Below are 21,817 nucleotides of genomic sequence, written 5' to 3' on the forward strand. Positions count from 1 at the left end.
TAAAACTTTTTTTAGAAAAATTTTATTTTTTCAAATTCATTCCCTCTTTATTGGAAAATATTGTTCTAATATGTTTAAATTGGTTCAAAATAGTAATATAATTATAAATATATTATTGTTTAAATATTACTTGTTATTTAATATTCCTAAAATTAAATTTAAGTTTTTATTTAATATGTAGATTTATAACAAAGCAATATTGTTATATTTAATCTTTATTAACTAAAAAATAATATTTCATATACGCTTATTTTTTATTGCTAAAGTTTTCTATAATAAAAGTTTAGTAATAAAAAGTAAGTGTGAAAGGAGAAAATATTATGGTTTTAATTCTTATTCTTATAGTTGGATTAATATTTTTATTTGTAGGTCTTTATGTATTTAAAAATAAGAAATTTAAACTTGGATATTATCTTTTCTACTTCAAAAGAATTGAAAACTACTATGATGTGAACCAAATAAAAAATAAAGATCATATTGCAGACTTAATAGGTATAACATTTATAATTATTGGTACCATTTTAGTTTTAACAGAGTGTGTATTTTTTGTTTTTAAATTTGAAGATGCTTATTTATTAATACCTCTTGTAGGTTGCTTTATATACTATGTATCAGAAATGTTTGAAATCAATAAAAAAATCAGTTAAGTAATATTTAAATAAGCAAAAATAGTTGCTTTTATTTAGCAACTATTTTTGTTATCAATCTAGATTTCATATAATTTATATTAATATCAAATACGTTTCTATAATGTAATTACCTACAAAGAATATAGTAATACAATCTTTAAATGTTTTATTTAAGAAACTTCGCCAATAACTTTATTAATATATAACTATCTATATTTTTAATTACAATCTACTTACTTAAATTATTTACAATACTATCTATAAGAAAGAAATAATAAAAATATATAATAAAGAACATAAAATTAAATAATTTGTAATTTAATATTCTTCTTAATCTTTTATAAAATCCACTTATAGCCACTACCCAATAAGGTCCTAATATTAAAAATGAAATTCCTATTTTCTTAATAATAGATATTTTTTCTTTTCCCATATCACTAAACCATATTGCAGTTAAATTGGTTCCCCATATAAAAATAATAAAAAGAACTACAGCTAAAATTATAGTTCTTAAATTTCTCTTATTAAAAAGTTCTTTATTAAGCATAATTTTCTACTTTTCTTTCAAAGATTATTTCATAAGCATAAATAATATTAACACCTGACTTTTCATTAATTGGAGTAACAATCTGCTTTAACCTCCATCCATTTTTAGCTTCTTCTTTTATAATGTCTTTACATTTTTCAAAGGAGTCTTCCCTTTTGCACTTAAATGATTTATCAACAGGCACATTTATAAATTTATATTCATACATATAACCTCTCCCCCTTTATTCTCTAAACCTATTTATACTATAAATATATATTATCCCTAAATTAACTCTACAAGCTTATCCTTGCCATAATAATTTCATCAGCATATTCTCCATTTTTCAAAGCTGACTTTATCTTTATTCCCTCTTCTTTAAATCCAAACTTCTTATATAAGTTTATTGCTTTATAATTATCCCTAAATACACATAATTCCAACCTTATAATATTAAGACTTTCGCTTAAATTTATTAACTTATCCATTAATAAACTTCCTATGCCTTTGTTTTGATAATCACTATTGACCATTAATGTTATTACTCCAACATGTTTTTTTCTTAAATTTCCATGATTCATTAATATTCCTAACCCTAAAACTTTTCCATCTTCTTCAGCAACATACCAATACTGATTATTTCCTCTATTTATAATCTTTTCCTTAATTAATTCATCTTCTTCATCTTTATTGGACAATATATTCTCCATAACTCCAGGCATTTTTCTAATTTTACTAATTTCTTTATAATCTTCTATCTTAATATCTCTAATCTTTAAACTCATAAATTACCCTCTCTACTTTTTATACTAAATCAACTTAAAAATTATTTAATATATTTATACCTTTATTTCATAATAATTAATAAATAATACTTTTGTATAAAAATCCTTTTTAATATATATTTATAGATATTACACCTTATTTAAATTCCAATTTATATCAGTTAAGTTTTATTATACCATATTAAAGATTTCATTAATTATAAAAGCTTGAATAAATAAAATAAATCTTAGAAAATAAAATATTCCCTAAGATTTATTTTTATTAAACTATAATATTATTAGAATTATATTTATATTTGAGATATTATCATCTTAATTTTATAACATATCATAAGTCACACAGACTGGTCTTTTATTTATTGGATCCTCTATAATTTCTGCATCTATATTAAACAACTCTTTAAGATTTTCTTTTGTCATAACTTCATATGCTGTACCTTCACAAGCTATTTTTCCTGCTTTCATACCTATCATATAATCGGCAAATCTAGCAGCATTATTAAGTTCATGAATAACCATAACTATAGTTGTCCCATGCTTCTCATTCAATTCCTTAAGTAAATTTAAAATCTCTAATTGATGGGCTAAATCTAAATAAGTTGTTGGCTCATCAAGTATTAATATATCTGTTTGCTGTGCTAAGGCCATAGCAATCCAAGCTCTTTGTCTTTGCCCTCCAGATAAATCTTCTATGTCTCTTTCCCTAAATTCAATTAATCCTGTAACCTCTAAAGCCCATTGAATTATATTTTTGTCCTCTTTTTTTAATTTACCGAATCCTTTTTGATGAGGGAATCTTCCATAGGCTATTAACTCTTCAACAGTAAGCCCATTAGGTGCTTGAGGACTTTGAGGTAAAACTGCCATAACCTTTGCTAACTCCTTAGCTCCCTGCTCTTTTATGTTTTTTTCATTTATATATATTTCCCCACTTTTAGGAGTTAAAATTCTAGCTATTGTTTTTAGCACTGTAGATTTTCCACATCCATTTGCACCTATTATTGTAGTTATTTTCCCCTTTGGTATATTTAAGTTTAAATTTTTAACTATATCTAAACTTCCATATGAAATATTTAAATTATCAGTAGTTATACAATTCATAATTATCTCCTTCTACTTTCGTGAAAACTTTTAATTATAAGATTTTAAAATACTTGTTACTTTAATTCTTATATCTTATTTAAAATCAATTTATCTAAGATGAAATTTAATTGCCTTTTATTTATAAATATTAATTTATGTCTAGGTATATAAATATCTATTTTGATAACATTAAATAAATAAAATATGGAACTCCTATTATAGATACGATTATACCTACTGGCATTTCCATTGGTGCAATTAAATTTCTTGCTATAGTATCTGACACTAATAATATTAAACTTCCAATAAGGGCTGCTACAGGAATTAATTTCTTATGCTTTGGCCCTATTAATTTTCTTGCTATATGAGGAGATACTAAACCTAGGAAACCTATGCTACCTGCAACTGATGTAGCTACCCCTGCTAATATAACTGCATATATAATTAGTTTTCTTCTTTCTTTTTCTACTTCAATCCCTATACCTGTGGCAACTTCGTCTCCTAAATTTAATCCATCTAAATATCTTGATTTATATATAGTTAAAGCCATAAATATAATTATAAATGGTAATATTGCTAATACATATTTCCAACTTGCTCCCCATATGCTTCCTGATATCAAAGCCATAACTCTATTAAATTCTTGAGTAGTAAATCTTAACTGAAATATTGTTAATAAGGATGTAAAAGCTATATTTATACCTATACCTATTAATAATAGTCTTGATGAATTTATTCCATTCTTCCATGCTAATATGTATATTAAAAATGCTCCAAATATAGCTCCACTTAAAGCTACTATAGGCATAGTAAAAATAGTTAAATTACTTACACCATCATATACATTTCCATTCATTATATATATATAAACTACAACAAATAAGGCAGCTCCTGAATTTATTCCAAGTATTCCTGAATCAGCTAAATCATTTTTAGTAACCCCTTGCAGGATTGTACCTGCAGTTGCTAAAGCTGTTCCTACTAATATTCCTATGACTATTCTAGGAAGTCTAAGCTTAAATATAGCTATTTCATTACTTTTTGTACCTTGTCCAATTAAAGTTTTAATAACTTCTCCTGGCTCAATTGAAAGTGAACCCATATTTAAACTTATTAAGAAGGTAATAAAAATTAAACCTATTAAAATTCCCGTTACCCATATAAATTTATGGTTCTTTTTTATATTCATAAATTACTTACCTCCCTTTCTAACTAAGTATATAAACACTGGAACTCCTAATAAGGCAGTTAAAGATCCTATTGGTGTTTCATAAGGAGGGTTTATAATCCTTGCTAATATATCACTATACACTAATAAAACAGCACCTAATATCATTGAACTAGGTATTATATATCTATAATCAGATCCTACTATTCCTTTGCATATTTGAGGAATTATTAATCCTACAAAGACAATATTACCAGCTACCGAAACAGAAGCACCTGTTAGACATATAACTATCATTATGGATATAAATCTTACAAGATTGGTTTTTTCTCCAAGTCCTATGGCTACTTCTTCTCCTAAACTCAAAATTGTTATTCTAGGTGACATAATCATGGCCCCAATAAATGCTATTCCTCCAATTAAAGATAATAAAATTACACCTTCCCATTTAGCACTTACTAATCCACCTGATACCCAGAAACTTAACTGTTGAGATAAATTAAAATACATTGATATTCCCATTGCTAAGGATATAAGTAAAGTTCCTAAGGCTGTCCCTGCAAGGGCTAACTTAACAGGATCAACTTTTCTAGATGCTCTAGAGCTTATAAAATATACTAAAAGACCACTTATACTTGCTCCTAAAAATGCAAAAATCATAAGAGCAAAGCTATTTATGACTAAATTAGGATATATTCTTTGTAAAACAAATGCTACAGCTATCATAAATGTAGCTCCTTGAGTTATACCCATTACAGAAGGTTCTGCAATTGGATTTCTAGTTATTCCTTGCATGATGGCACCAGCTACGGCTAAAAATCCTCCTACTAAAGCTGCTGCAAGTGCTCTAGGTATTCTTACATCCCTAATTATATTAGTATTTATATCTGCATCATTTGTAAAAATAGCATTTATTATCATAGAAAAATCAATTTCTTTTGCCCCTATAGATATAGATAGAATGATTCCACTAAGCAAAAGTAATAAACCTATAAACATTAATCCATAAGCCAAGGTCCTTTTCCTTCCTATTTTCATAAGTTGTCCTCCTTAAAGTATCACCAAAATTTCTATTTTAACTTAAATAGTGGGGCTGTATCTTTATATTTTGATACAGCCCCTACTAAAAATTTTAATTATTTTACAAGTTCATTTTTTATTGACTCTAATAAAAGTTCTCTTCCCATTGGGTTATAAGCTTGGCTAAAATATGGACTTACATCAAGTATTGTTACATTTCCATTCTTAACAGCTCTCATTTCATTCCAAACACTATTTGACTCTAAATCAGCCTTATCTGATTCTGTTCCTAAAACTATAATATGATCTGCATCTATTTCAGTAAGTCCTTCAAGTGTAACTGTAGGTAATGTTATGCTATCTTGTTCTGGCATTTTACTTGGTTGAGGTAATCCCATATCACTCTTTAAAACTGTTCCTATTCCACCTTCAGTAAATACCATGAATTGACCTGAAGAAGCTAAAACAGATAAATAAGTTCCATCACCATTTGCTTTCTTTATTTCCTCTCCAACTTCTTTTGCTTTTTTATAATAATTATCTAACCAATTTTGTGCTTCCTCTTCTTGATCAAATAATTTTGCTACCTCTTTAAACTTAGCTTCCCAATCATTTGCATTATCATTAATTATAACTGTTGGAGCTATTTCTGCTAATTGATCATATATTTTCTCTTGTCTAGGTGACATTATTATTAAGTCTGGCTCTACTGATAATATCCCTTCTATATCAGCAGTATCCATCATAGAATGACCAACTATTTTTGTATCTTTTAACGTCTCAGCCATATATTCTGGTACTTGATCAGTTTTATATGAGTCTACATTTGCCGTAGCTACAGGAGTATGTCCTAATAAAACTAACTCTTCTGAACTTCCTGAAATGTCTACTATCTTTTTAGGATTAGCTGGTATCTCAACTTCTCCTTTTACAGATTGAACAATCCTTTTTTCATTACTAGTGTTGCCCTCTTCACTAGTTTTACTACTAGAACATCCTACAAACATTCCAACCGTAAGTGTTGCGATCCCTAAAATCGCTAATTTTTTAAGTCCTTTCATCTTTAGTCCTCCTAATTTCCTTATTAGATTACCCTCGTCTCCCCATCAATGATAATCATTTTCATATGAACACGATTTATTATATCATCAGATTCTGCCTAGTCAATATAATTATCAAAAATTTCACAACTCCAATTTTTACCTACATATTATTGTAATAGTTCCTTAACATTTAAATCATAATTATGTAAGTTATATATGAGATAATAAGCTTAAGGATAAAATTTATATTAATTCAAAGAATAAACATAGGAAGTGATTATTTGCTAAAGAAGAAAATTTTAGTTGGAATATCTATTTTAATAGGGCTACTTATCCTAGTCTTCCTTATTTTTGAAGTTTTTTTGACATATAAAATGATGAATTTTAAAGATATAAAGCAACTTAAGGATGTAGAATATGAAATAATTTTAGGTGCAGGATTATATGGAGACAAGCCAAGCCCAATTTTACAAGAAAGATTAGAGGAAGGCTTGAAATACTTAGAATTACACCCTAATACTAAAGTAATAGTTTCAGGTGGACAAGGAAGTAACGAGCCAATACCAGAATCTGAGGCTATGAAAAATTTTCTTGTTAATAAAGGAATTAATCCTAATAGAATTATAGAAGAAGATAAATCTAAATCAACCTTTCAAAATTTAGAATTCAGTAAAAAAATTCTTGAAGAAAGACATGCTGATAAAGATGAAGTGTTAATAGTAACAAGTGATTTTCATTTATTTAGAGCTAAGGAAATCGCAGATTACCTTAATATTAAAAATGAAGGACTTCCTTCAAAAACTCCTATATCTTTAAGAGTTCAATATATGATTAGAGAGTTTCCTGCTATGATTAAATTACTTATGCAAGAAGCTTTTCTAGATACAAAAGATATTGTTTAAAAAAATCAGCCAAATAAATATCAAGAGTACTCTTGATATTTATTTGGCTGATTTAAAATTCTCTATTTTCATATTTAATATATTTATTTCTGTACTTTCACTATCTACTTTTTCAATTTTAGCTATAATATACTTTGCTCTTTCTATATCTCCTCTTTTTATAGCCTTATCTGCTTTATTTGAAAAATCATCTATTATACATTTTTTACAAACTTCTATTTCTTTATGACTATTTATTTTTAAATCATTTGAATCATCCTGAATTTCACTAAAAACATTTATAGCTTCTGAATACCTTTTCATCTTTTCCAATCTTAATCCTTGATCATAAAGTTCCTGCTGTTCTTTATGAAACTCTAAATTCTGTATCTTTTTACATATTACATTGGTCTTATTGTTCATAAGTTTAGCTTTTTCTAATAATACCTCTGCTGTCTTATATTCTTTATTTTCAATAGCTTTATTAGCATTTTCTATAATATTATTAAACCTTTCTTCTTTTAAACTTGTATAATGATTAGCTATTAATAAGCCTCCTAATCCTAGACATATAATAACTGATAAAATTGTAATAAATTTTTTCATGCAAATCTCCACCTTTAAAGCTACAAAATACATTTACATTTTATTCATCTTCATTATAACATCTATGAAAACGTTTGTATATAAAGAAATATTTATATACCCAACTAATATTTGATATTATTTTAAATTCACTAAAGTTGCTTTTTTATTCTTATATAAAATTAAATATAAAAATTTCTATTTAATCCTTTACTTATGTTTACAAAAAGTTTATATTAATATAGAGTTAGTTAACATTTTGTTCATTTTTGTAGTAATTTAAATTTAATGATAAGCTATTTCACATTCACTATTTACTTATATTAAGGAGTTGAAAAAATTGAATACAACAAACAAACTTAGAAATAATATCTCAACATTAATTATGATTGCTTTATCATTTTTAATAATCTACTTATTGCATGATATTTCAAAAGCTGTGGTTGGATTATTATGTGGAGGAAAAATAGAATTTAATCATGGCATAACAATAGTAAATGCTAATTATGGCAATTTTTCTTATGCCCTTAATCTTATACTAGGAATATCAATACCAGTATTATTTTTATTTGCACTAGTACTTATATTTAATAATTCATTAAGAAATGGCTTATATCATAAATTTACCCTTATATTTTTTATGTGCTCAGTATTAAGTATTTCAGTATGCTTAATTTTCTATCCATTGGTATCATTATTTACTGATCTTGGATTACATACTGAACTAGATGAATTAATAGAAGTAACAGGACTAAGTCCCTTAGTCATATTAGTACTCTCCTTATTAATAACAACTTTATTAGTAAAAATAGCTTCTAAGAAAAACTTATTTAAAAATTTATAAGGTTCTAGATAAAAATTTTTAAAACTTATTTTAAGTATCTAAACTTATCTAAAAAAATATATAGTTATTATTTTATTAAAGTATATAAAAAGATTGCATTAAAAACTTTGAATAATAAAACTTATAATTTATAAAAATATATTTAAAAGTTTTATAGAGTAAATTAATACAATCTTTTTTCATTTATATTTTTATTTATTCTTTCTTTTTACAGATTCTAAGTAATATATTAACTTTAGCTAGGCTCTTAAGCACTTTTTAATTATTAATATTAACCTTTTATCTTTATTACTTATTATTCTTTTTCTTTTCAAGCATTATGTTAAGTATAGTATCATCAACATTTTTAAAGCCATTTTGTATTAATGTTTCTATACTTTCAATTGTTTCTTCTACATCCTTTGCCACTATTCCATCATTGGCTGTTGCTGATATGCCATTTATAGCCAAGTTTGCACATTGTATTGCAGCATTAGTTCCTGTGGCAATCTTTAAAGCACAGGTTTCCTTTGCTCCATCACATATCATACCTGAAAGATCTGAAATCATATTATTTATACAATAATTTATATTTTCTAAATCTCCTCCAAGAAGATAAGTTATTCCACAGGAGGCCCCTGTGGCCCCTGCTATTCCTGCACCACATAGAGGCGAAAGTCTTCCCATGTGTTTTTTTATTCTTATTGTAACTAAATTACTTAAAACTAAAGCTCTTGCTAATTCCTCTTCAGACTTATCTAAAAGTCTAGCAGTTTGAGCTACTGGTATTGAACAAGCTATTCCCTGATTTCCACTTCCTGCAGTGGTCATTATAGGCATTGCACACCCATCCATTCTTGCATCTGAGGCTGCTGCTGAAGCTGCAATTATCTTATTAGATGCATCATTAGAAAATAAATTAAAATTACCCTTTTCAATTATTTTACTTCCAACTTGAAGTCCATAATCTCCTTTTAACCCTTCTTCTGATACCTTTTCATTCATTTTTGCACTTTCTAAAATAAATTTTATGTCATCAAAATCTGCCTCTTTAGCAAAGTTATATATATCTGCTATCTTAAATAATTTATAGTCTTCCTCTAAATCTTCACTTACCTCACTATTGTTGTCCATTATTATTTCATCATCACATTCAATTAAAGTTACATTAGTATGAGTATCCTCTATAATAACTTTAGATTTTGAAGTTTCAGATAAAAGTTCTACCTCTATATAAAGAGCTTTATTGGTATTTTTTTGCTTTATATTTATTATATTTTTATCTACAATTTCCTTAGCTTTTTTAAGTTCATCCTCTGTGAAATTAGATAATATGGTTAACTTTTTATAGGATTTTTGAATTGAGATTCCTAAAGCTGCTGCTATTTCTATTCCAACTCCACCAGTCCCAGGTATTCCAACTCCTAAGGCATTTTTTATTACGTTTTTACTTAAATAAATATTTACTTCTTTTATTTCTCCCTTTAAATGTTCTGCTGCTATAGATGCTGCATAAGCTATTGCTATTGGCTCTGTACAGCCTTCTGATGGTACTACTTCCTTTTTTAATGTTCTTAAATATAACTCTCTCATCTTCTCACCTTCTTATAAATTCCTTTATATTTTTATTATAACACCATATCCCACCTCGTGTAATCATTTACAAGAAAAACTTTTAAATTTTATTTATTATAATGTTTTAATTATATTTTTAATTATTACTCACAAAACACCTTAAAACTATAGTGATTTTATCCTTTCTAAGTATAAATAAAAAGAGTAAAAATTATAAAATATAATACATTCTAAAATTCTTACTCTTTTTTTAATTTATTAAATATTAAAGCTTTTTATAAACTTTAAATGCAAAGGGCTTTAAGTCTATATCTTCTTTTAAGAGTTCAATTTTTTCTTCAAATAAATCATTAATCTTATTATTTTTAAGCTCCTTAGGTAAATATATCTTTTCTTCATTCTCTGAATTGTTCATAATTATAAATATATTTTCCTTTGAATAAATAAGTATATTTTCATCCTTATTAGCTCTTATCCAATTATTATCTAATAAATTTAATTCCTTATTTTCTTTTCTTATTTTTATTATTTGTTTCATAAACTTAAGCATATCTTTGTCTTGTTTATTTTCATCCCAAATCATACATCTTCTATGGAATTCCATACCCATTCCTTGATTTCCTTCCATACCAACTTCATCTCCATAATATATACATGGAGAGCCAGCTTGAGTAAACATAAACAGATAAGCTAGTTTCATCTTATCCTTATTTCCTCCAGCTACAGTTAATATTCTTGGAGTATCATGACTATCTAACAAGTTAAATATTGTTTCTCCTATTTGTCTTAAATAGCTAACCTTATTAGCTTCTATCATATATTTAAAATCTTCTGGATTAGATTGATTTAAACAAAAATATTCTTTTACTGCATCTGTAACAGGGTAATTCATAACTGAATCAAACTGATCTCCCATAAGCCATGGAAGTCCATCATGCCAAACTTCTCCTAATATATAAACTTCTTTATTAGTTCCCTTTACTACTTCCCTAAATTTTCTCCAAAATACATGGTCTACTTCATTACATACATCAAGTCTCCAACCATCTATATCCATTTCTTCAACCCAGAACTTAGCGACTTTTAATAAATATTCTACAACCTCTGGGTTTTCAGTATTTAGTTTAGGCATTGTGGCTATTCTTCCAAAGGTTTCATAATTCAAATTATTTCCATCAACATTTTCTAAGCCATTTTCAAGCACTGGGAACTTCTTTATACAAAACCAATCCTTATATCTTGATTTTTCATTATTCTTTAATACATCTTGCCATTTTGGTGAAAAATAACCTATATGATTAAATACTGCATCTAACATTATTTTCATGCCTCTTTTGTGAGCTTCACTTACAAGTTTTTTAAAGACTTCATTCCCACCAAGTGCTGGATCTACTTTAAAATAATCTATAGTTTCATACCTATGATTCTCAGTAGCTTCAAATACTGGACAAAAATATAGTCCATTAATTCCAAGATCGCATAAGTAATCTAATTTATCTAAAACTCCCTGTAAATCTCCTCCCATAAAATTATCCCTAGTAGGCTCTGTCCCCCATGGCTCAACATTTTCTGGATCTATTGATTTATCTCCATTGCAAAATCTATCTGGGAATATTTGATACCAAACAGTATCCTTTACCCATTGTGGTGTTTTAGCAACATCTATGGCATTTAAATATGGAAAACAATAAAAATTTCCTATAGCACTTAATTTTTCTTCATCATACTTTCCATCTAACTCCTCTATTCTTTTTTCTGTGCATAAAAGAGTTTCCTCATCTCCATATAATATAAATCCATATCTTGAACGTTTGGTTAATGGTTTATACCCTACTATCCAGTGATCAAAGTATTTTGTTTCGCATTCCTTTCTCATAGGATAACTTTTTCCACCTGTCCATCGTCCTCCAGTGGCATTCATATTTCCTCCATCACAACCACCTTCATCCCATATGTAAGGATCTCCAATTCTTATTTCCACTTTATTAACTTCACCTTTTTTAGTCTTAACTCTTAAATGCAAAGTTTCATTATCATATCCATAAGAATAATTGCTTTGAGCTATATGATGTATTGCCTCTCTTGTAATTTTACCCATAAATTTAACCCTCCATAATATTATAATCATAAATTATTACAAACAATTTTGGTAACGGTACCAAAACAAATCAAAAAAATATTAATATGTGTATCTTCTCTGTATGTAATTATAATCCCCTTTATGAAAACGTTCAATATTTTTTAACATTTTTATTATATAATTTCCTAGAAAGGTTTAAATTTTATATTTAAATGAAATTAAAAATTACTATAAGATTTTGTTTTAGGTAAGTGTTTAGTTTAGATATATAATTACTATCTAAACCAAACACTACTTTAAATCATATCTTATTTATAAGAATTCTTTTATACATTTTATATATTTAGCAGAATGAGAATCACTTCCTAAAACCATAGGTATGCCTTTCTCAATTGCCATTTCTAGAACTTTTCCTTCTATATAGAATTCATTACACTCTTTTTTTCTTAAACCTGCAATGTTAAAATCAAGTTCATATCCTTTTTCTTTTATAAGATCTAGTATTTCCTCTATCTTTGAAATATGTTTTTCGTAGTTATATGGAAATTCCTTATTAAACCTTCTTACTAGATTTAAGTGTCCTATTCTTTTTGGTTTGTATGGTCCTAAATCACTTTTTAAAGCCATAATTAATGTATCGTAATATTTATTATATAATTCCTCTAAAGAACCTAAATCATTTATGATTTTTTTAAATTCCTTTTCGCTAAAATCTATACAATAATATCTTTTATTTCCTTTTATCATATGAACGGATAAAATCCCATCATTTAAGTATTTGCCATATTTATTTAAAAGCAATTCTGTTTCAATCTCGTAACCTTCTATATAGTCTACTTCTACTCCAATATTTACTTTTATCTTATCCTTATATTTTTCCTGTAACTCATGTCCCTCTTTTAAATAGGATTCCATTTCTTCTAATTTCATAGCACTATCTTTCAAAGGCGAAGGATCAATAAAATTTTCAGGAAGAGGAAGGTGCTCAGTAAAACTTATTTCATCTAACTTATATTTTATAGCTTCTTCAATATAATCTTCAATATTATCATCACTACCATGAGGGCAATATTTTGTATGGACATGACCATCTTTATTTTTAAAGTTATATTCTCTAATCATATTATTAAAAAATCTATATCCTCCCTTTTCTCTATTTTTTACTTTATACATAGCCTTATCAGAATTTCTCATAAGTACTTCTATTTTTTCTCCATCCTCTGGAAATATTGTTATACCTATGGATGAGTCAATATTACATGTAACATCTCCTATTTTTATTCTTTTTCTTAAGGAGTTTTGAATATCTTTAACTATTTTTTCAATTTCTTCTCTATCACTTATATCCTTTAATATAGCTGCAAATTCATCTCCACCTATTCTTCCTAGAATATCGCCCTTTCTTAAACATTTGTATATTCTTTTAACTGCACAAACTAGAACTTCATCCCCTACATCATGTCCATAATTATCATTTATTTCCTTAAACCAATCTAAATCTATAAAAAGAACTGCAAACTTCTTGTCCATCTTTTTGCTTTCATTTATAGTATTTCTGAAAGATTTAAAAAATAATCTCATATTAGGAATATTAGTTAATTCATCATAATTAGCCATTCTGTCTAACTCTATTTCCATTTCTTTTCTCTTTGTAATATCTTCTCTTGAACCTACTATGAAAACTCCATCATCCTCATCAACAATAGGAAGTAGTTTCGTTAAGAACACTCTTTTCTTCCCATTTAAAAACAAATCATCTTCAAATACAACTACTCTTTTACCTTCTATACAATTTTTATAATAATTACAGAATCTTTTCCCAAGCTCTTCCCCAAACACATCCTTTGGAGTTTTATTTATAATCTCTTCTCCTTTAAGTCCAAATTCCTGAAGATATGCATTGTTATTTCTTACATATTTAAAATTTCCATCTTTAAGCATTTCAACTAAAAATAATGCATCTTGAGTTCCATTAAAAACTATATAATATTGTTTTAATAAGCTTTTTATATTCTTTATAGCCTCATATAGGGTATTTTTTCTTTTACAATTGCCACATAAATTTTCTATAATCTTCAATTCATTTTCTATCTTAATACTTAAGATATCCATTTTTAATTCTCTATTTTCTTTGCCTTCTTTATAGTAAATTTCATCCACAACCTCTTCTAAATAGTAGTTTTTCATATCTTACCCTCACTTGTGAAGTATGTTATTTAACAATAATATTAAATAAATTTTAATGTTTCGATAAAAAATTAACATTTTATACATATACAGTATATAATATTAATTAAATAATTTCTATCTTATTAATTATAAAAATACTAAAATTATCCTTTATATTAATTTTAATACTATTTATTCCTATCATATATCCATTATAATTCCATTTTCTTTTAACCACATTTTTTGTTCTTTATAATTTGGAATAATTTTTGAAACAAAATTCCAATAATTTTTTGAATGATCCTTATGAACCATATGTGTCATTTCATGAACAACTATATAATCAACTACTTTTAAAGGTGCCATGATGCATCTCCAATTAAAAAGTAAATCATTATAATATGTACAGCTACCCCATCTTCTTTTTTGCTCTTTAACCTTTATGCTTCTAGGCTTTACAGGATAAAACTTCAAATAATGCTCAACTCTTTCTTTAATTATTCTTAACCCTTCCTCCCTGTACCATAATTCAATTGCTTTTCTTAATCTTTCCTTATTATATTCTCTCATACAAACCACTAATTCTTTTCCTATTATCCTAACAGAAATCCTCTTTAAAAATGGACTAAACTTTATTTTTAATGAATATTCATTTCCTAAATACATAAATAAATCTCCATCTTTATAGTTTTTTTCAACCTTTTTAGAATTACGCTTGTAAGCTTCTTCTCTTTTTTTAAGAATCCACTTTCCTTTTTTCCTAACCTGACTAATAATTACATCCTCTGAAATTCCCATAGGGGCTCTTACTTTTACTTCTCCCTCAGCGGAAATCTCTATGCTCATAGTTTTTCTTTTACTTAATATTAATTCAAAATCTATAATTTTATTTTCATATTGAAATTTTAATATCATAAAAACCTCTCTGTAATTTTTCACATTTTAACAAAATTAATTATACCAAATAATGCTATTTTAATTTTATTTCTGTATAAAAAATCATATAAATAAAAAATGCTTCACAAAATTGTGAAGCATTTTTTTATATTTCTTTATTCTCTTCCATAATTCTTACTATACCAGCCATACAAAATACTATAGCTTCTGTCATTCCTAATGAAAAAGCTAAAGACATTCCTATGTTTATAATATACTTTATAAATGAAGTATTTAAAACCTCTGTATTAATTACATTTAAAGCAACTAATACCATACCTAATATAATTATTATACTTGTACCGTATTTAAACATTTTTGTGTAGATTCTACTAAAATACTTAAGTCCTTTAATTCTATCAGTAAAACTTTTAATACCATCTGTTAAAGTTAATCCACGCTTTTTTAAATCCCATATATGGTATCCTAAAGCAAAAATTGTCCATAAAAGAGCAATTCCTGCAAGTACTGATTCTTCTATCTCACTACTTGCCCTTCTTATCATAAGTATATAATCAATCATCACCAAAATAGTAATAATCTCAATCTTTAGTTTTCTCTCGTAACTCTTCATGCTCCCCTCCAAATCTTTTAAATCCTATATAAATATTATCAATTTAAAGTTTCTTTGTAAATAAGTTTTAAACTGTTAGCTATATATACTTTAATTTATCCTTTTTAACTAAATCATAAAGTTCTAAATTAAAACTTTCTTTCATAAAATAAAATAATATGCAATTTAAAGTTAATAATATAACTCTCTTATTTTACAATATACTATTAACTTAATCATAACAAACCTTTTTAAAACTCCCATTTTAAAATTTTTCAAATTATTTAAGGAAGTGACTATTACTATGGATTTATTAGTATTTTGCTCAGTGATTCTTTGTTATTGCATAATCCTATTAACTGTATCATGATATAAAAATAAATTTATATAAATAAAATCATATTAATATTAAACTTTATAAAATTATAAAAACCTATAATAACTATAAATAAATCAAATAAGTGAATTTATTTTAGTCTAAACTAAAAAATGATATACTTTAGGAAAGATTCTTAAAGTGAGGTGAATATTTATGTTTACAATTAATAATTTCGCTTTTGATTCTATAAAAAAATTAGATGAATTAAAATTATATAACTGTTTAGATATAAGATCCTATAAGAAAAATAGAAAAGTGATTATAGAAAAACTTGAAAATACTTTTAATGTATATGAAGATGGATATGAAAAAAGAGAATTCCTTAATATTTCAAAAGAAGAATTAAAAAAGCTTTTAAGAACCATAGAAAAAATTGAATTTCCTAGAAGCAATAAACTTAGGATATATGTTTTAGAAACAAAAGATCAAAGTACTTGTAGAGCAAACTATAGAGATGAAAGTATTTCAGAAGATGAAGAAGAAAAACTTTCTATCTTCATAGAAACATCTTATAGTTCATATGAAGCAATAAAAAGCTTAATTGAAAGTAGTAATGATTTAATTATAGAAGTAAACTTTACTCAAAATGTAACCATAAAATCAAAAGTTTCAGCTGAAACATACTTAAATTTAAAAGCCTACTTAAAAGATAGACAAGATACCCATATCTTTGCATATTAGTTTGTATTATAAATTATTAAAATAGGAAATAAAATATTGCTTTAAGCTTTACCTATATTTTTAATCCCAATGTAATAAAAAACTCCATCCTAAATATACATAGGACGAAGTTAAAATTCCTCATTTCTACCTATCTCTTTAATTTTTTAATGCAGGTAGTAAAGTTTTCACAAATTCTAAATTATTAAAATCATGCTCTTTTATATAATTTAATAAGTCAATTAAATAAGTTTTATGATGTTCTACAACCTTTGAGAAACACTGAATAAATCTTACTACTTCTTCTTTTGAAAGAGCTTTATTTAAGGCCTCTTTATTTTTCTTATGATATATATACATACCAACTAAATAAAATCTTATAAATGTATATCTTATAAGCAACATAATATAGCTATCAAATATTGATTCTCTCTCACAGAATGGGAATAAATTGCTATAAATAAAATTAACTATGTAATTTTCAAATATATAACTATTTTCTTCTATAAATTCTTTTTCATATTCTTCAAAAGCCTTTATATACATTTGAGCATTTTTAGCTAAATAATTTTCTTCATCTAAATTAAGCCCTATTCTAACTTCCTTTGAGTATTCCTTAAATCTATCACTATCTATATCTTTTTCTACCCTAAGCATAGTAAGTAATTTCTTAAAAAAATCAACCTGAATAACGTAATTCATAGAATTTTCTTCGTATGAATCTTTAACAGTATCTATATCATATTCTTTTATAAAACTTAAAGTATTATGACAATTATATTCATACTCATCCTCTAAAGCATTTATAAATTCACCTAATATGTAAAGCCTTTTATCTAATGAAAACTTTCTATTTTTCATTATCTTTATACTAGTCTCTCTAATTTCCTTAAGAAACTCTACTGGAAGATAGGCCTCTTCACTTAGTTTAGTATTAACCTCACTTGATACTATATGTTTCCCTAAGTCTTCATCACTTTCTGAAAACTCAATACCATCCTTCTTAAGTAAAAGTATTCTAGCTGCCTCTGGACATGCTACAGCAAGAGACATTTCATAAATTCCATCAATCTTATTAGTTACCCTAGGAAATGATGTACAAACATTTGAAAGATACTCTTCTCCAAGATTAGAATGGATAACACAGTAGTTATCACACTTTAAAAATGGACATCTTTTATTTTCCCCTAGCTTCACTTTAGCAAAATCAATTTCATCACATTGACACCTCTTATTTTTAATAAGATTGCTTTTAAGTATATTCTTCATATCACTATCACTTACACTTTCATATTGCTGAAAAGTAAACTTATCAATATCAACATCCCAGCCTATGCAACAGCTATCTTCACATTCTCCCCCAATACACTTAAACTCTTTAAGATATATTGGATATCTCATTTTAATATTCTTCATTATATACTTCCCTCTTAGATAAAATAATTTAATTCACTTAATTATTTTATCACACCATATTATCCCATTGAAAATTTAAATTAAAGCTTTTTATATTAAAGACTATTATAAGTAAATTTTCAAAATCAAATATAAAAGTGAAATTTCTATAGGAATTTAATTAGTGTAAGTTAATAAAATTCTTTAATTTTTTTAATCATACTTTCTTTATTTTCCTTTAATTGAGGTATTCTATTTACATTTGCACCTGATGGATGTGGAAATCCCTTAAGTATTTGTCTCTCACTTATAAAGCCCTCTTCCTTAAGCTTAAATAGTACTTCCTCAACTGCTTTTCCTAAAGGTATTAATAATATATTTTCAAAATCATCTAAACTCTTAATTTCCTCAATAAAGTTCTCATAAACATACTTCATTAAAAAATCACTCTTTATAAGTTTAGGAGTATGTCCTGTATAATTTGCTTTCTTAAGAAAAACAGAGTAAGGAATTAAAGATACCGTATGTAATAAATAATCCTTTTCTCCAAAAAGCTCTCCACAATCATTTATTTTTAAAGCCTTATTAAGCTCTATCTCATTTAACATACTAATTATATTTTTTCTTAAGGTTCCACTAAAACGTCCTGCCACCTTGCATTTATATTGAATATCTTTAATATTATTACCAAGTTCTAATTCTTTTCTTGCTGTAGCTATAGCTGTACTCATTTGATTAAAACCTGGAGTTATACCAATTATAAACACTTTAGCCTTAGGATTTATATATTCATTATGTGGAGCATAATAAATTTCAATATTCCCCTCTTTATCAACAAGAAAATCATCTGTTAAAAGTTCTTCTTTTGTATATTTATCTTTTAAAGGTAGTTTTTTAATTGCTTCTTCATAATCATATAAAGTCTTTTTCATATTAACATCTCCAAATAATATTCTTATAAAATAAATATAGTCATAATATAATCTTAATTCAACATATATTATTGTTTATTTTTATATAAAAATTCATTTTTTGTAACTTTTGTGTAGTTTCTTTTTAAAATAAACTATGTATAATTAATTTTAAATTTTATGTACAAGCATCATAAAATTTTATAAATATAACTTAAGAAGAAATTATTAAGGAGAACCATATATGAATTTTTGGAATGACATTTTTAACTCTATTAATGGGTTAGCAGGAAAAAATCACTTATTAGATTCAATTATGCTTTTTAGTTCAAAAAGACTTCCCTATATTCTTTTTGCTACAGTAATTGTTGTTTATTTAATAGGAATTATAAGTAAAAATAAAAAAGCTAGAGGAATAGCTGTAGACACCATTGTGTTTACTGGAATTAATTTAATTCTAGCCGTTATTGTAGGTCACTTTTTTTATGCTCCAAGACCTTTTGTAAATGATCCTAATGCAAAGCTATTATATCCACACAAGCCAGATTCATCTTTTCCAAGTGGTCATTCAGTTGGTAGCATGAGTATAGCTTTAGGATTAAATAGATATAATAAAGCGCTTGGAACAATTTGCGTAATTTTATCTATATTAATGGGAATTTCTAGAGTATATGTTGGACACCATTATCCTCAACACGTTGTTGCTTCATTCTTAATTGTAATTATACTAAACGTACTTTACATAAAATTCTTAAGCAAAAGTGTTCAAAAAATTTATTTTTCAATTGAAAAACATATACCAATTTTAAATAAATTAGTTAAATAATCTAAAGCTCTAAAATTTAAATAAAAAGCTAATTTTTAAGTGAATTTTAATTTCTATAATATATAATCTTTAAGTTAAAAATCTATACAAAGAAAAATACTTTATCAAAAATATATTAAATTTTTGATAAAGTATTTTTATATTTAAAACTAATTTTTATTTAAATATTCTTTAATCTTTTTAAGTACAAAAGTTTCTCTTTTCACCCATGGATTAATTTTTTCTCTTTGATTAAGTATATTTTCATTCTCTCTAATTACCTCATCTAAAGAAATCCATATAGGAGTAAAACCTAGCTCTTCCTCATACTTATCTAAATGTTGTTCTCCTCTTTCTTCAATAACACTGCAAAGATAATAATGAGAGGTCATTTCAAAAATTGTACAACCCATTCTCCTTCTTCTATCTCTTTCAATTAAAACTCCAAATTTTTCTTTAACTTCATTTAATATGTATCCTGTTTCTTCTTGAACTTCTCTTCTTAAGGTTTCCTCTGGAGTCTCCCCTTTTTCAACTCCGCCACCTGGGAACTTATAATCTCCTGTATTAGATTTTACCATAAGTATTTTATCACCCTGTAAAATAATTGCCCTTATGGCAACTCTATAAAACACCTTTTCATCTTTTCCAAACTCTTTCATCCCTAGAACTTTATTAAAATACATATCTTCACCCCTTTAATGAAATTAATATATCCATAAATACAAAAAAGAAGGGAGTTTATTCCCTAAACTCCCCTAATAATCATCTGCATTTTAATATTATAATTTTATTTTACATCTAAATACTTTATATGTAAATCCATTTTGAATAATCTAAAAGCCAATAATATACAAAAATAAATTATATAATTATTAAGAAGCTATTTTTAATGTATTACCTTTACTAATATAATATTCTTTAACCTATTTATAATATACCCTACTAAACATAATATTATTGAACAAAATATAAAAGCATAGTATATTTCTAGTTAAAAATCTTATTATTTAAATCTTAATGCAATTAAAGCTATATTTTATATATAAGTTACGCACATCTTACTATTATCAATTGGTGAATCTATAATTCTACATTTAATATCAAAAACATTTTTAATAAGATCTTCATTTATAATTTTATCTTTGCTACCTTGAGCAAATATATTTCCATCCTTTAAAGCTATTATATTATCAGCATATCTCAAAGCATGATTTATATCATGAATTACCATTACTATAGTTCTATTTTCTTTTCTATTAAGCTCTTTCAAAATATTTAAAATCTCTAGCTGATACTTTATATCTAAATGATTTGTAGGTTCATCTAAAAGTATAACTTCTGTATCTTGACATAAAGATAAGGCAATCCATGCTCTTTGTCTTTGTCCACCAGAAAGATTTTCTAAAGTCCTATCTTTTTCTTCTATTAGTCCCATTTTTCTAATAGATTCCATTACTATTTCCTCATCTTTTTTGCTCCAAAATGATAATAAGTTATGATAAGGATATCTCCCCTGCTTAACTAAATCATAAATAGTTAAATCCTCTGGAGCACTGCTGCTTTGTGGTAACATAGCTAATTCCTTTGCTAATTCTTTTGGTGGCATTTTAAGAAGATTTTTATCCCCCATTAAGACTTCACCACTTTTAGGAGTAAGTATCTTAGATATAGACTTTATTAAAGTAGATTTACCACAACCATTAGGTCCAATTAATGCTGTAATTTTCCCTTTTTCTATTTCTATATTTATATCATCTAATATTATCTTTTCATCATAACACAATTTTAAATTATTTGTTTTTATCATT

22 protein-coding genes are annotated in these 21,817 nt (G+C 25.9%); 5 read left to right on the forward strand and 17 right to left on the reverse strand.

All coding sequences use genetic code 11. The annotated features are described in order from the left end of the window. The first annotated feature begins 320 nt into the window (after positions 1 to 320). A complete protein-coding gene (locus I6G60_RS12330) occupies positions 321 to 647 on the forward strand; it encodes a hypothetical protein (RefSeq protein WP_003449181.1) in 327 nt (108 codons plus the stop codon). A 211-nt stretch (positions 648 to 858) separates the two neighbouring features. On the opposite strand, the gene I6G60_RS12335 is transcribed toward I6G60_RS12330, so the two are convergent. From I6G60_RS12335 to I6G60_RS12365, 7 genes are all read right to left on the reverse strand, one after another. After that, positions 859 to 1,176, reverse strand: a complete 318-nt coding sequence (locus I6G60_RS12335; protein ID WP_011590384.1) for a hypothetical protein — start codon at positions 1,174 to 1,176, stop codon at positions 859 to 861. Beyond that, a complete protein-coding gene (locus I6G60_RS12340) occupies positions 1,169 to 1,384 on the reverse strand; it encodes a DUF4177 domain-containing protein (protein ID WP_011590383.1) in 216 nt (71 codons plus the stop codon). Before I6G60_RS12340 ends, I6G60_RS12335 begins: the two co-directional genes overlap by 8 nt. 67 nt (positions 1,385 to 1,451) lie before the next feature. Then, positions 1,452 to 1,940: a GNAT family N-acetyltransferase gene (locus I6G60_RS12345; RefSeq protein ID WP_011590382.1), complete on the reverse strand. Its 489-nt coding sequence runs from the start codon at positions 1,938 to 1,940 to the stop codon at positions 1,452 to 1,454. A gap of 318 nt (positions 1,941 to 2,258) precedes the next feature. Continuing rightward, positions 2,259 to 3,041 (reverse strand): ABC transporter ATP-binding protein, encoded by a 783-nt coding sequence (locus I6G60_RS12350; protein WP_011590381.1) that lies wholly within the window; start codon positions 3,039 to 3,041, stop codon positions 2,259 to 2,261. Positions 3,042 to 3,198: 157 nt separating this feature from the next. After that, entirely contained in the window at positions 3,199 to 4,212 is a 1,014-nt protein-coding gene (locus I6G60_RS12355; protein ID WP_197925407.1) for a FecCD family ABC transporter permease, read from the reverse strand. Between the two features lie 3 nt (positions 4,213 to 4,215). After that, complete coding sequence (locus I6G60_RS12360; RefSeq protein ID WP_003455759.1) at positions 4,216 to 5,229, reverse strand: FecCD family ABC transporter permease; 1,014 nt, start codon at positions 5,227 to 5,229, stop codon at positions 4,216 to 4,218. A 98-nt stretch (positions 5,230 to 5,327) separates the two neighbouring features. Further along, entirely contained in the window at positions 5,328 to 6,272 is a 945-nt protein-coding gene (locus I6G60_RS12365; RefSeq protein ID WP_003477145.1) for an iron-hydroxamate ABC transporter substrate-binding protein, read from the reverse strand. Positions 6,273 to 6,535: 263 nt separating this feature from the next. Here I6G60_RS12365 and I6G60_RS12370 point away from each other — a divergent pair, with 263 nt between their 5' ends. Further along, positions 6,536 to 7,156, forward strand: coding sequence for a YdcF family protein (locus tag I6G60_RS12370; protein ID WP_011590380.1), 621 nt, complete (start codon positions 6,536 to 6,538; stop codon positions 7,154 to 7,156). A gap of 39 nt (positions 7,157 to 7,195) precedes the next feature. On the opposite strand, the gene I6G60_RS12375 is transcribed toward I6G60_RS12370, so the two are convergent. Continuing rightward, positions 7,196 to 7,741 carry a hypothetical protein gene (locus I6G60_RS12375; protein ID WP_011590379.1) on the reverse strand — a complete coding sequence of 182 codons (546 nt, stop codon included), beginning with the start codon at positions 7,739 to 7,741 and terminating at the stop codon, positions 7,196 to 7,198. Between the two features lie 319 nt (positions 7,742 to 8,060). Here I6G60_RS12375 and I6G60_RS12380 point away from each other — a divergent pair, with 319 nt between their 5' ends. Next, the gene (locus tag I6G60_RS12380; RefSeq protein ID WP_003449220.1) at positions 8,061 to 8,564 is read left to right on the forward strand and encodes a hypothetical protein; all 504 of its coding nucleotides are present in this window, start codon (positions 8,061 to 8,063) and stop codon (positions 8,562 to 8,564) included. A 288-nt stretch (positions 8,565 to 8,852) separates the two neighbouring features. Here I6G60_RS12380 and I6G60_RS12385 read toward each other — a convergent pair whose 3' ends face one another. The 5 genes from I6G60_RS12385 to I6G60_RS12405 all read right to left on the reverse strand — a co-directional run bounded on the left by I6G60_RS12385 (position 8,853) and on the right by I6G60_RS12405 (position 15,877). Continuing rightward, the gene (locus I6G60_RS12385) at positions 8,853 to 10,136 is read right to left on the reverse strand and encodes an L-cysteine desulfidase family protein (protein WP_025649111.1); all 1,284 of its coding nucleotides are present in this window, start codon (positions 10,134 to 10,136) and stop codon (positions 8,853 to 8,855) included. Between the two features lie 247 nt (positions 10,137 to 10,383). After that, positions 10,384 to 12,216 carry a glycoside hydrolase family 13 protein gene (locus tag I6G60_RS12390; protein WP_003468878.1) on the reverse strand — a complete coding sequence of 611 codons (1,833 nt, stop codon included), beginning with the start codon at positions 12,214 to 12,216 and terminating at the stop codon, positions 10,384 to 10,386. A gap of 294 nt (positions 12,217 to 12,510) precedes the next feature. Continuing rightward, positions 12,511 to 14,385: a histidinol-phosphatase HisJ gene (gene hisJ, locus I6G60_RS12395; protein ID WP_060669852.1), complete on the reverse strand. Its 1,875-nt coding sequence runs from the start codon at positions 14,383 to 14,385 to the stop codon at positions 12,511 to 12,513. 183 nt (positions 14,386 to 14,568) lie between these two features. Next, a complete protein-coding gene (locus tag I6G60_RS12400) occupies positions 14,569 to 15,282 on the reverse strand; it encodes a M48 family metallopeptidase (RefSeq protein ID WP_060669850.1) in 714 nt (237 codons plus the stop codon). 127 nt (positions 15,283 to 15,409) lie between these two features. Continuing rightward, complete coding sequence (locus I6G60_RS12405; protein WP_003455849.1) at positions 15,410 to 15,877, reverse strand: hypothetical protein; 468 nt, start codon at positions 15,875 to 15,877, stop codon at positions 15,410 to 15,412. Positions 15,878 to 16,388: 511 nt separating this feature from the next. On the opposite strand from I6G60_RS12405, the gene I6G60_RS12410 reads away from it, so the two are divergent. Next, entirely contained in the window at positions 16,389 to 16,916 is a 528-nt protein-coding gene (locus tag I6G60_RS12410; protein WP_003468850.1) for a hypothetical protein, read from the forward strand. A gap of 138 nt (positions 16,917 to 17,054) precedes the next feature. Here the strand turns inward: I6G60_RS12410 and fliB are convergent, their stop codons facing one another. Both fliB and I6G60_RS12420 read right to left on the reverse strand, forming a co-directional pair. Next, positions 17,055 to 18,311, reverse strand: coding sequence for a flagellin lysine-N-methylase (fliB, locus tag I6G60_RS12415; RefSeq protein ID WP_110035022.1), 1,257 nt, complete (start codon positions 18,309 to 18,311; stop codon positions 17,055 to 17,057). A gap of 170 nt (positions 18,312 to 18,481) precedes the next feature. Continuing rightward, complete coding sequence (locus I6G60_RS12420; protein WP_057230942.1) at positions 18,482 to 19,222, reverse strand: hypothetical protein; 741 nt, start codon at positions 19,220 to 19,222, stop codon at positions 18,482 to 18,484. A 223-nt stretch (positions 19,223 to 19,445) separates the two neighbouring features. On the opposite strand from I6G60_RS12420, the gene I6G60_RS12425 reads away from it, so the two are divergent. Further along, on the forward strand, positions 19,446 to 20,027 hold the full coding sequence (locus I6G60_RS12425; protein WP_003477124.1) for a phosphatase PAP2 family protein: 582 nt from the start codon (positions 19,446 to 19,448) through the stop codon (positions 20,025 to 20,027). A 149-nt stretch (positions 20,028 to 20,176) separates the two neighbouring features. Here the strand turns inward: I6G60_RS12425 and I6G60_RS12430 are convergent, their stop codons facing one another. Beyond that, positions 20,177 to 20,692: an NUDIX hydrolase gene (locus tag I6G60_RS12430; protein ID WP_003477122.1), complete on the reverse strand. Its 516-nt coding sequence runs from the start codon at positions 20,690 to 20,692 to the stop codon at positions 20,177 to 20,179. Positions 20,693 to 21,045: 353 nt separating this feature from the next. After that, on the reverse strand, positions 21,046 to 21,816 hold the full coding sequence (locus I6G60_RS12435) for an ABC transporter ATP-binding protein (protein WP_003455847.1): 771 nt from the start codon (positions 21,814 to 21,816) through the stop codon (positions 21,046 to 21,048). Position 21,817 lies beyond the last annotated feature (1 nt).

This window comes from Clostridium perfringens (genome assembly GCF_016027375.1).
In the GTDB taxonomy this organism is placed as follows: Bacteria; Bacillota; Clostridia; order Clostridiales; family Clostridiaceae; genus Sarcina; species Sarcina perfringens.

What these genes read in the sequence shown, in the direction of transcription:
- I6G60_RS12330 (WP_003449181.1), top strand. Translation starts at nt 321, where the DNA reads ATGGTTTTAATTCTTATTCTTATAGTTGGATTAATATTTTTATTTGTA.
- I6G60_RS12335 (WP_011590384.1), bottom strand. Translation starts at nt 1,176, where the DNA reads ATGCTTAATAAAGAACTTTTTAATAAGAGAAATTTAAGAACTATAATT.
- I6G60_RS12340 (WP_011590383.1), bottom strand. Translation starts at nt 1,384, where the DNA reads ATGTATGAATATAAATTTATAAATGTGCCTGTTGATAAATCATTTAAG.
- I6G60_RS12345 (WP_011590382.1), bottom strand. Translation starts at nt 1,940, where the DNA reads ATGAGTTTAAAGATTAGAGATATTAAGATAGAAGATTATAAAGAAATT.
- I6G60_RS12350 (WP_011590381.1), bottom strand. Translation starts at nt 3,041, where the DNA reads ATGAATTGTATAACTACTGATAATTTAAATATTTCATATGGAAGTTTA.
- I6G60_RS12355 (WP_197925407.1), bottom strand. Translation starts at nt 4,212, where the DNA reads ATGAATATAAAAAAGAACCATAAATTTATATGGGTAACGGGAATTTTA.
- I6G60_RS12360 (WP_003455759.1), bottom strand. Translation starts at nt 5,229, where the DNA reads ATGAAAATAGGAAGGAAAAGGACCTTGGCTTATGGATTAATGTTTATA.
- I6G60_RS12365 (WP_003477145.1), bottom strand. Translation starts at nt 6,272, where the DNA reads ATGAAAGGACTTAAAAAATTAGCGATTTTAGGGATCGCAACACTTACG.
- I6G60_RS12375 (WP_011590379.1), bottom strand. Translation starts at nt 7,741, where the DNA reads ATGAAAAAATTTATTACAATTTTATCAGTTATTATATGTCTAGGATTA.
- I6G60_RS12385 (WP_025649111.1), bottom strand. Translation starts at nt 10,136, where the DNA reads ATGAGAGAGTTATATTTAAGAACATTAAAAAAGGAAGTAGTACCATCA.
- I6G60_RS12390 (WP_003468878.1), bottom strand. Translation starts at nt 12,216, where the DNA reads ATGGGTAAAATTACAAGAGAGGCAATACATCATATAGCTCAAAGCAAT.
- hisJ (WP_060669852.1), bottom strand. Translation starts at nt 14,385, where the DNA reads ATGAAAAACTACTATTTAGAAGAGGTTGTGGATGAAATTTACTATAAA.
- I6G60_RS12400 (WP_060669850.1), bottom strand. Translation starts at nt 15,282, where the DNA reads ATGATATTAAAATTTCAATATGAAAATAAAATTATAGATTTTGAATTA.
- I6G60_RS12405 (WP_003455849.1), bottom strand. Translation starts at nt 15,877, where the DNA reads ATGAAGAGTTACGAGAGAAAACTAAAGATTGAGATTATTACTATTTTG.
- I6G60_RS12410 (WP_003468850.1), top strand. Translation starts at nt 16,389, where the DNA reads ATGTTTACAATTAATAATTTCGCTTTTGATTCTATAAAAAAATTAGAT.
- fliB (WP_110035022.1), bottom strand. Translation starts at nt 18,311, where the DNA reads ATGAAGAATATTAAAATGAGATATCCAATATATCTTAAAGAGTTTAAG.
- I6G60_RS12420 (WP_057230942.1), bottom strand. Translation starts at nt 19,222, where the DNA reads ATGAAAAAGACTTTATATGATTATGAAGAAGCAATTAAAAAACTACCT.
- I6G60_RS12425 (WP_003477124.1), top strand. Translation starts at nt 19,446, where the DNA reads ATGAATTTTTGGAATGACATTTTTAACTCTATTAATGGGTTAGCAGGA.
- I6G60_RS12430 (WP_003477122.1), bottom strand. Translation starts at nt 20,692, where the DNA reads ATGTATTTTAATAAAGTTCTAGGGATGAAAGAGTTTGGAAAAGATGAA.
- I6G60_RS12435 (WP_003455847.1), bottom strand. Translation starts at nt 21,816, where the DNA reads ATGATAAAAACAAATAATTTAAAATTGTGTTATGATGAAAAGATAATA.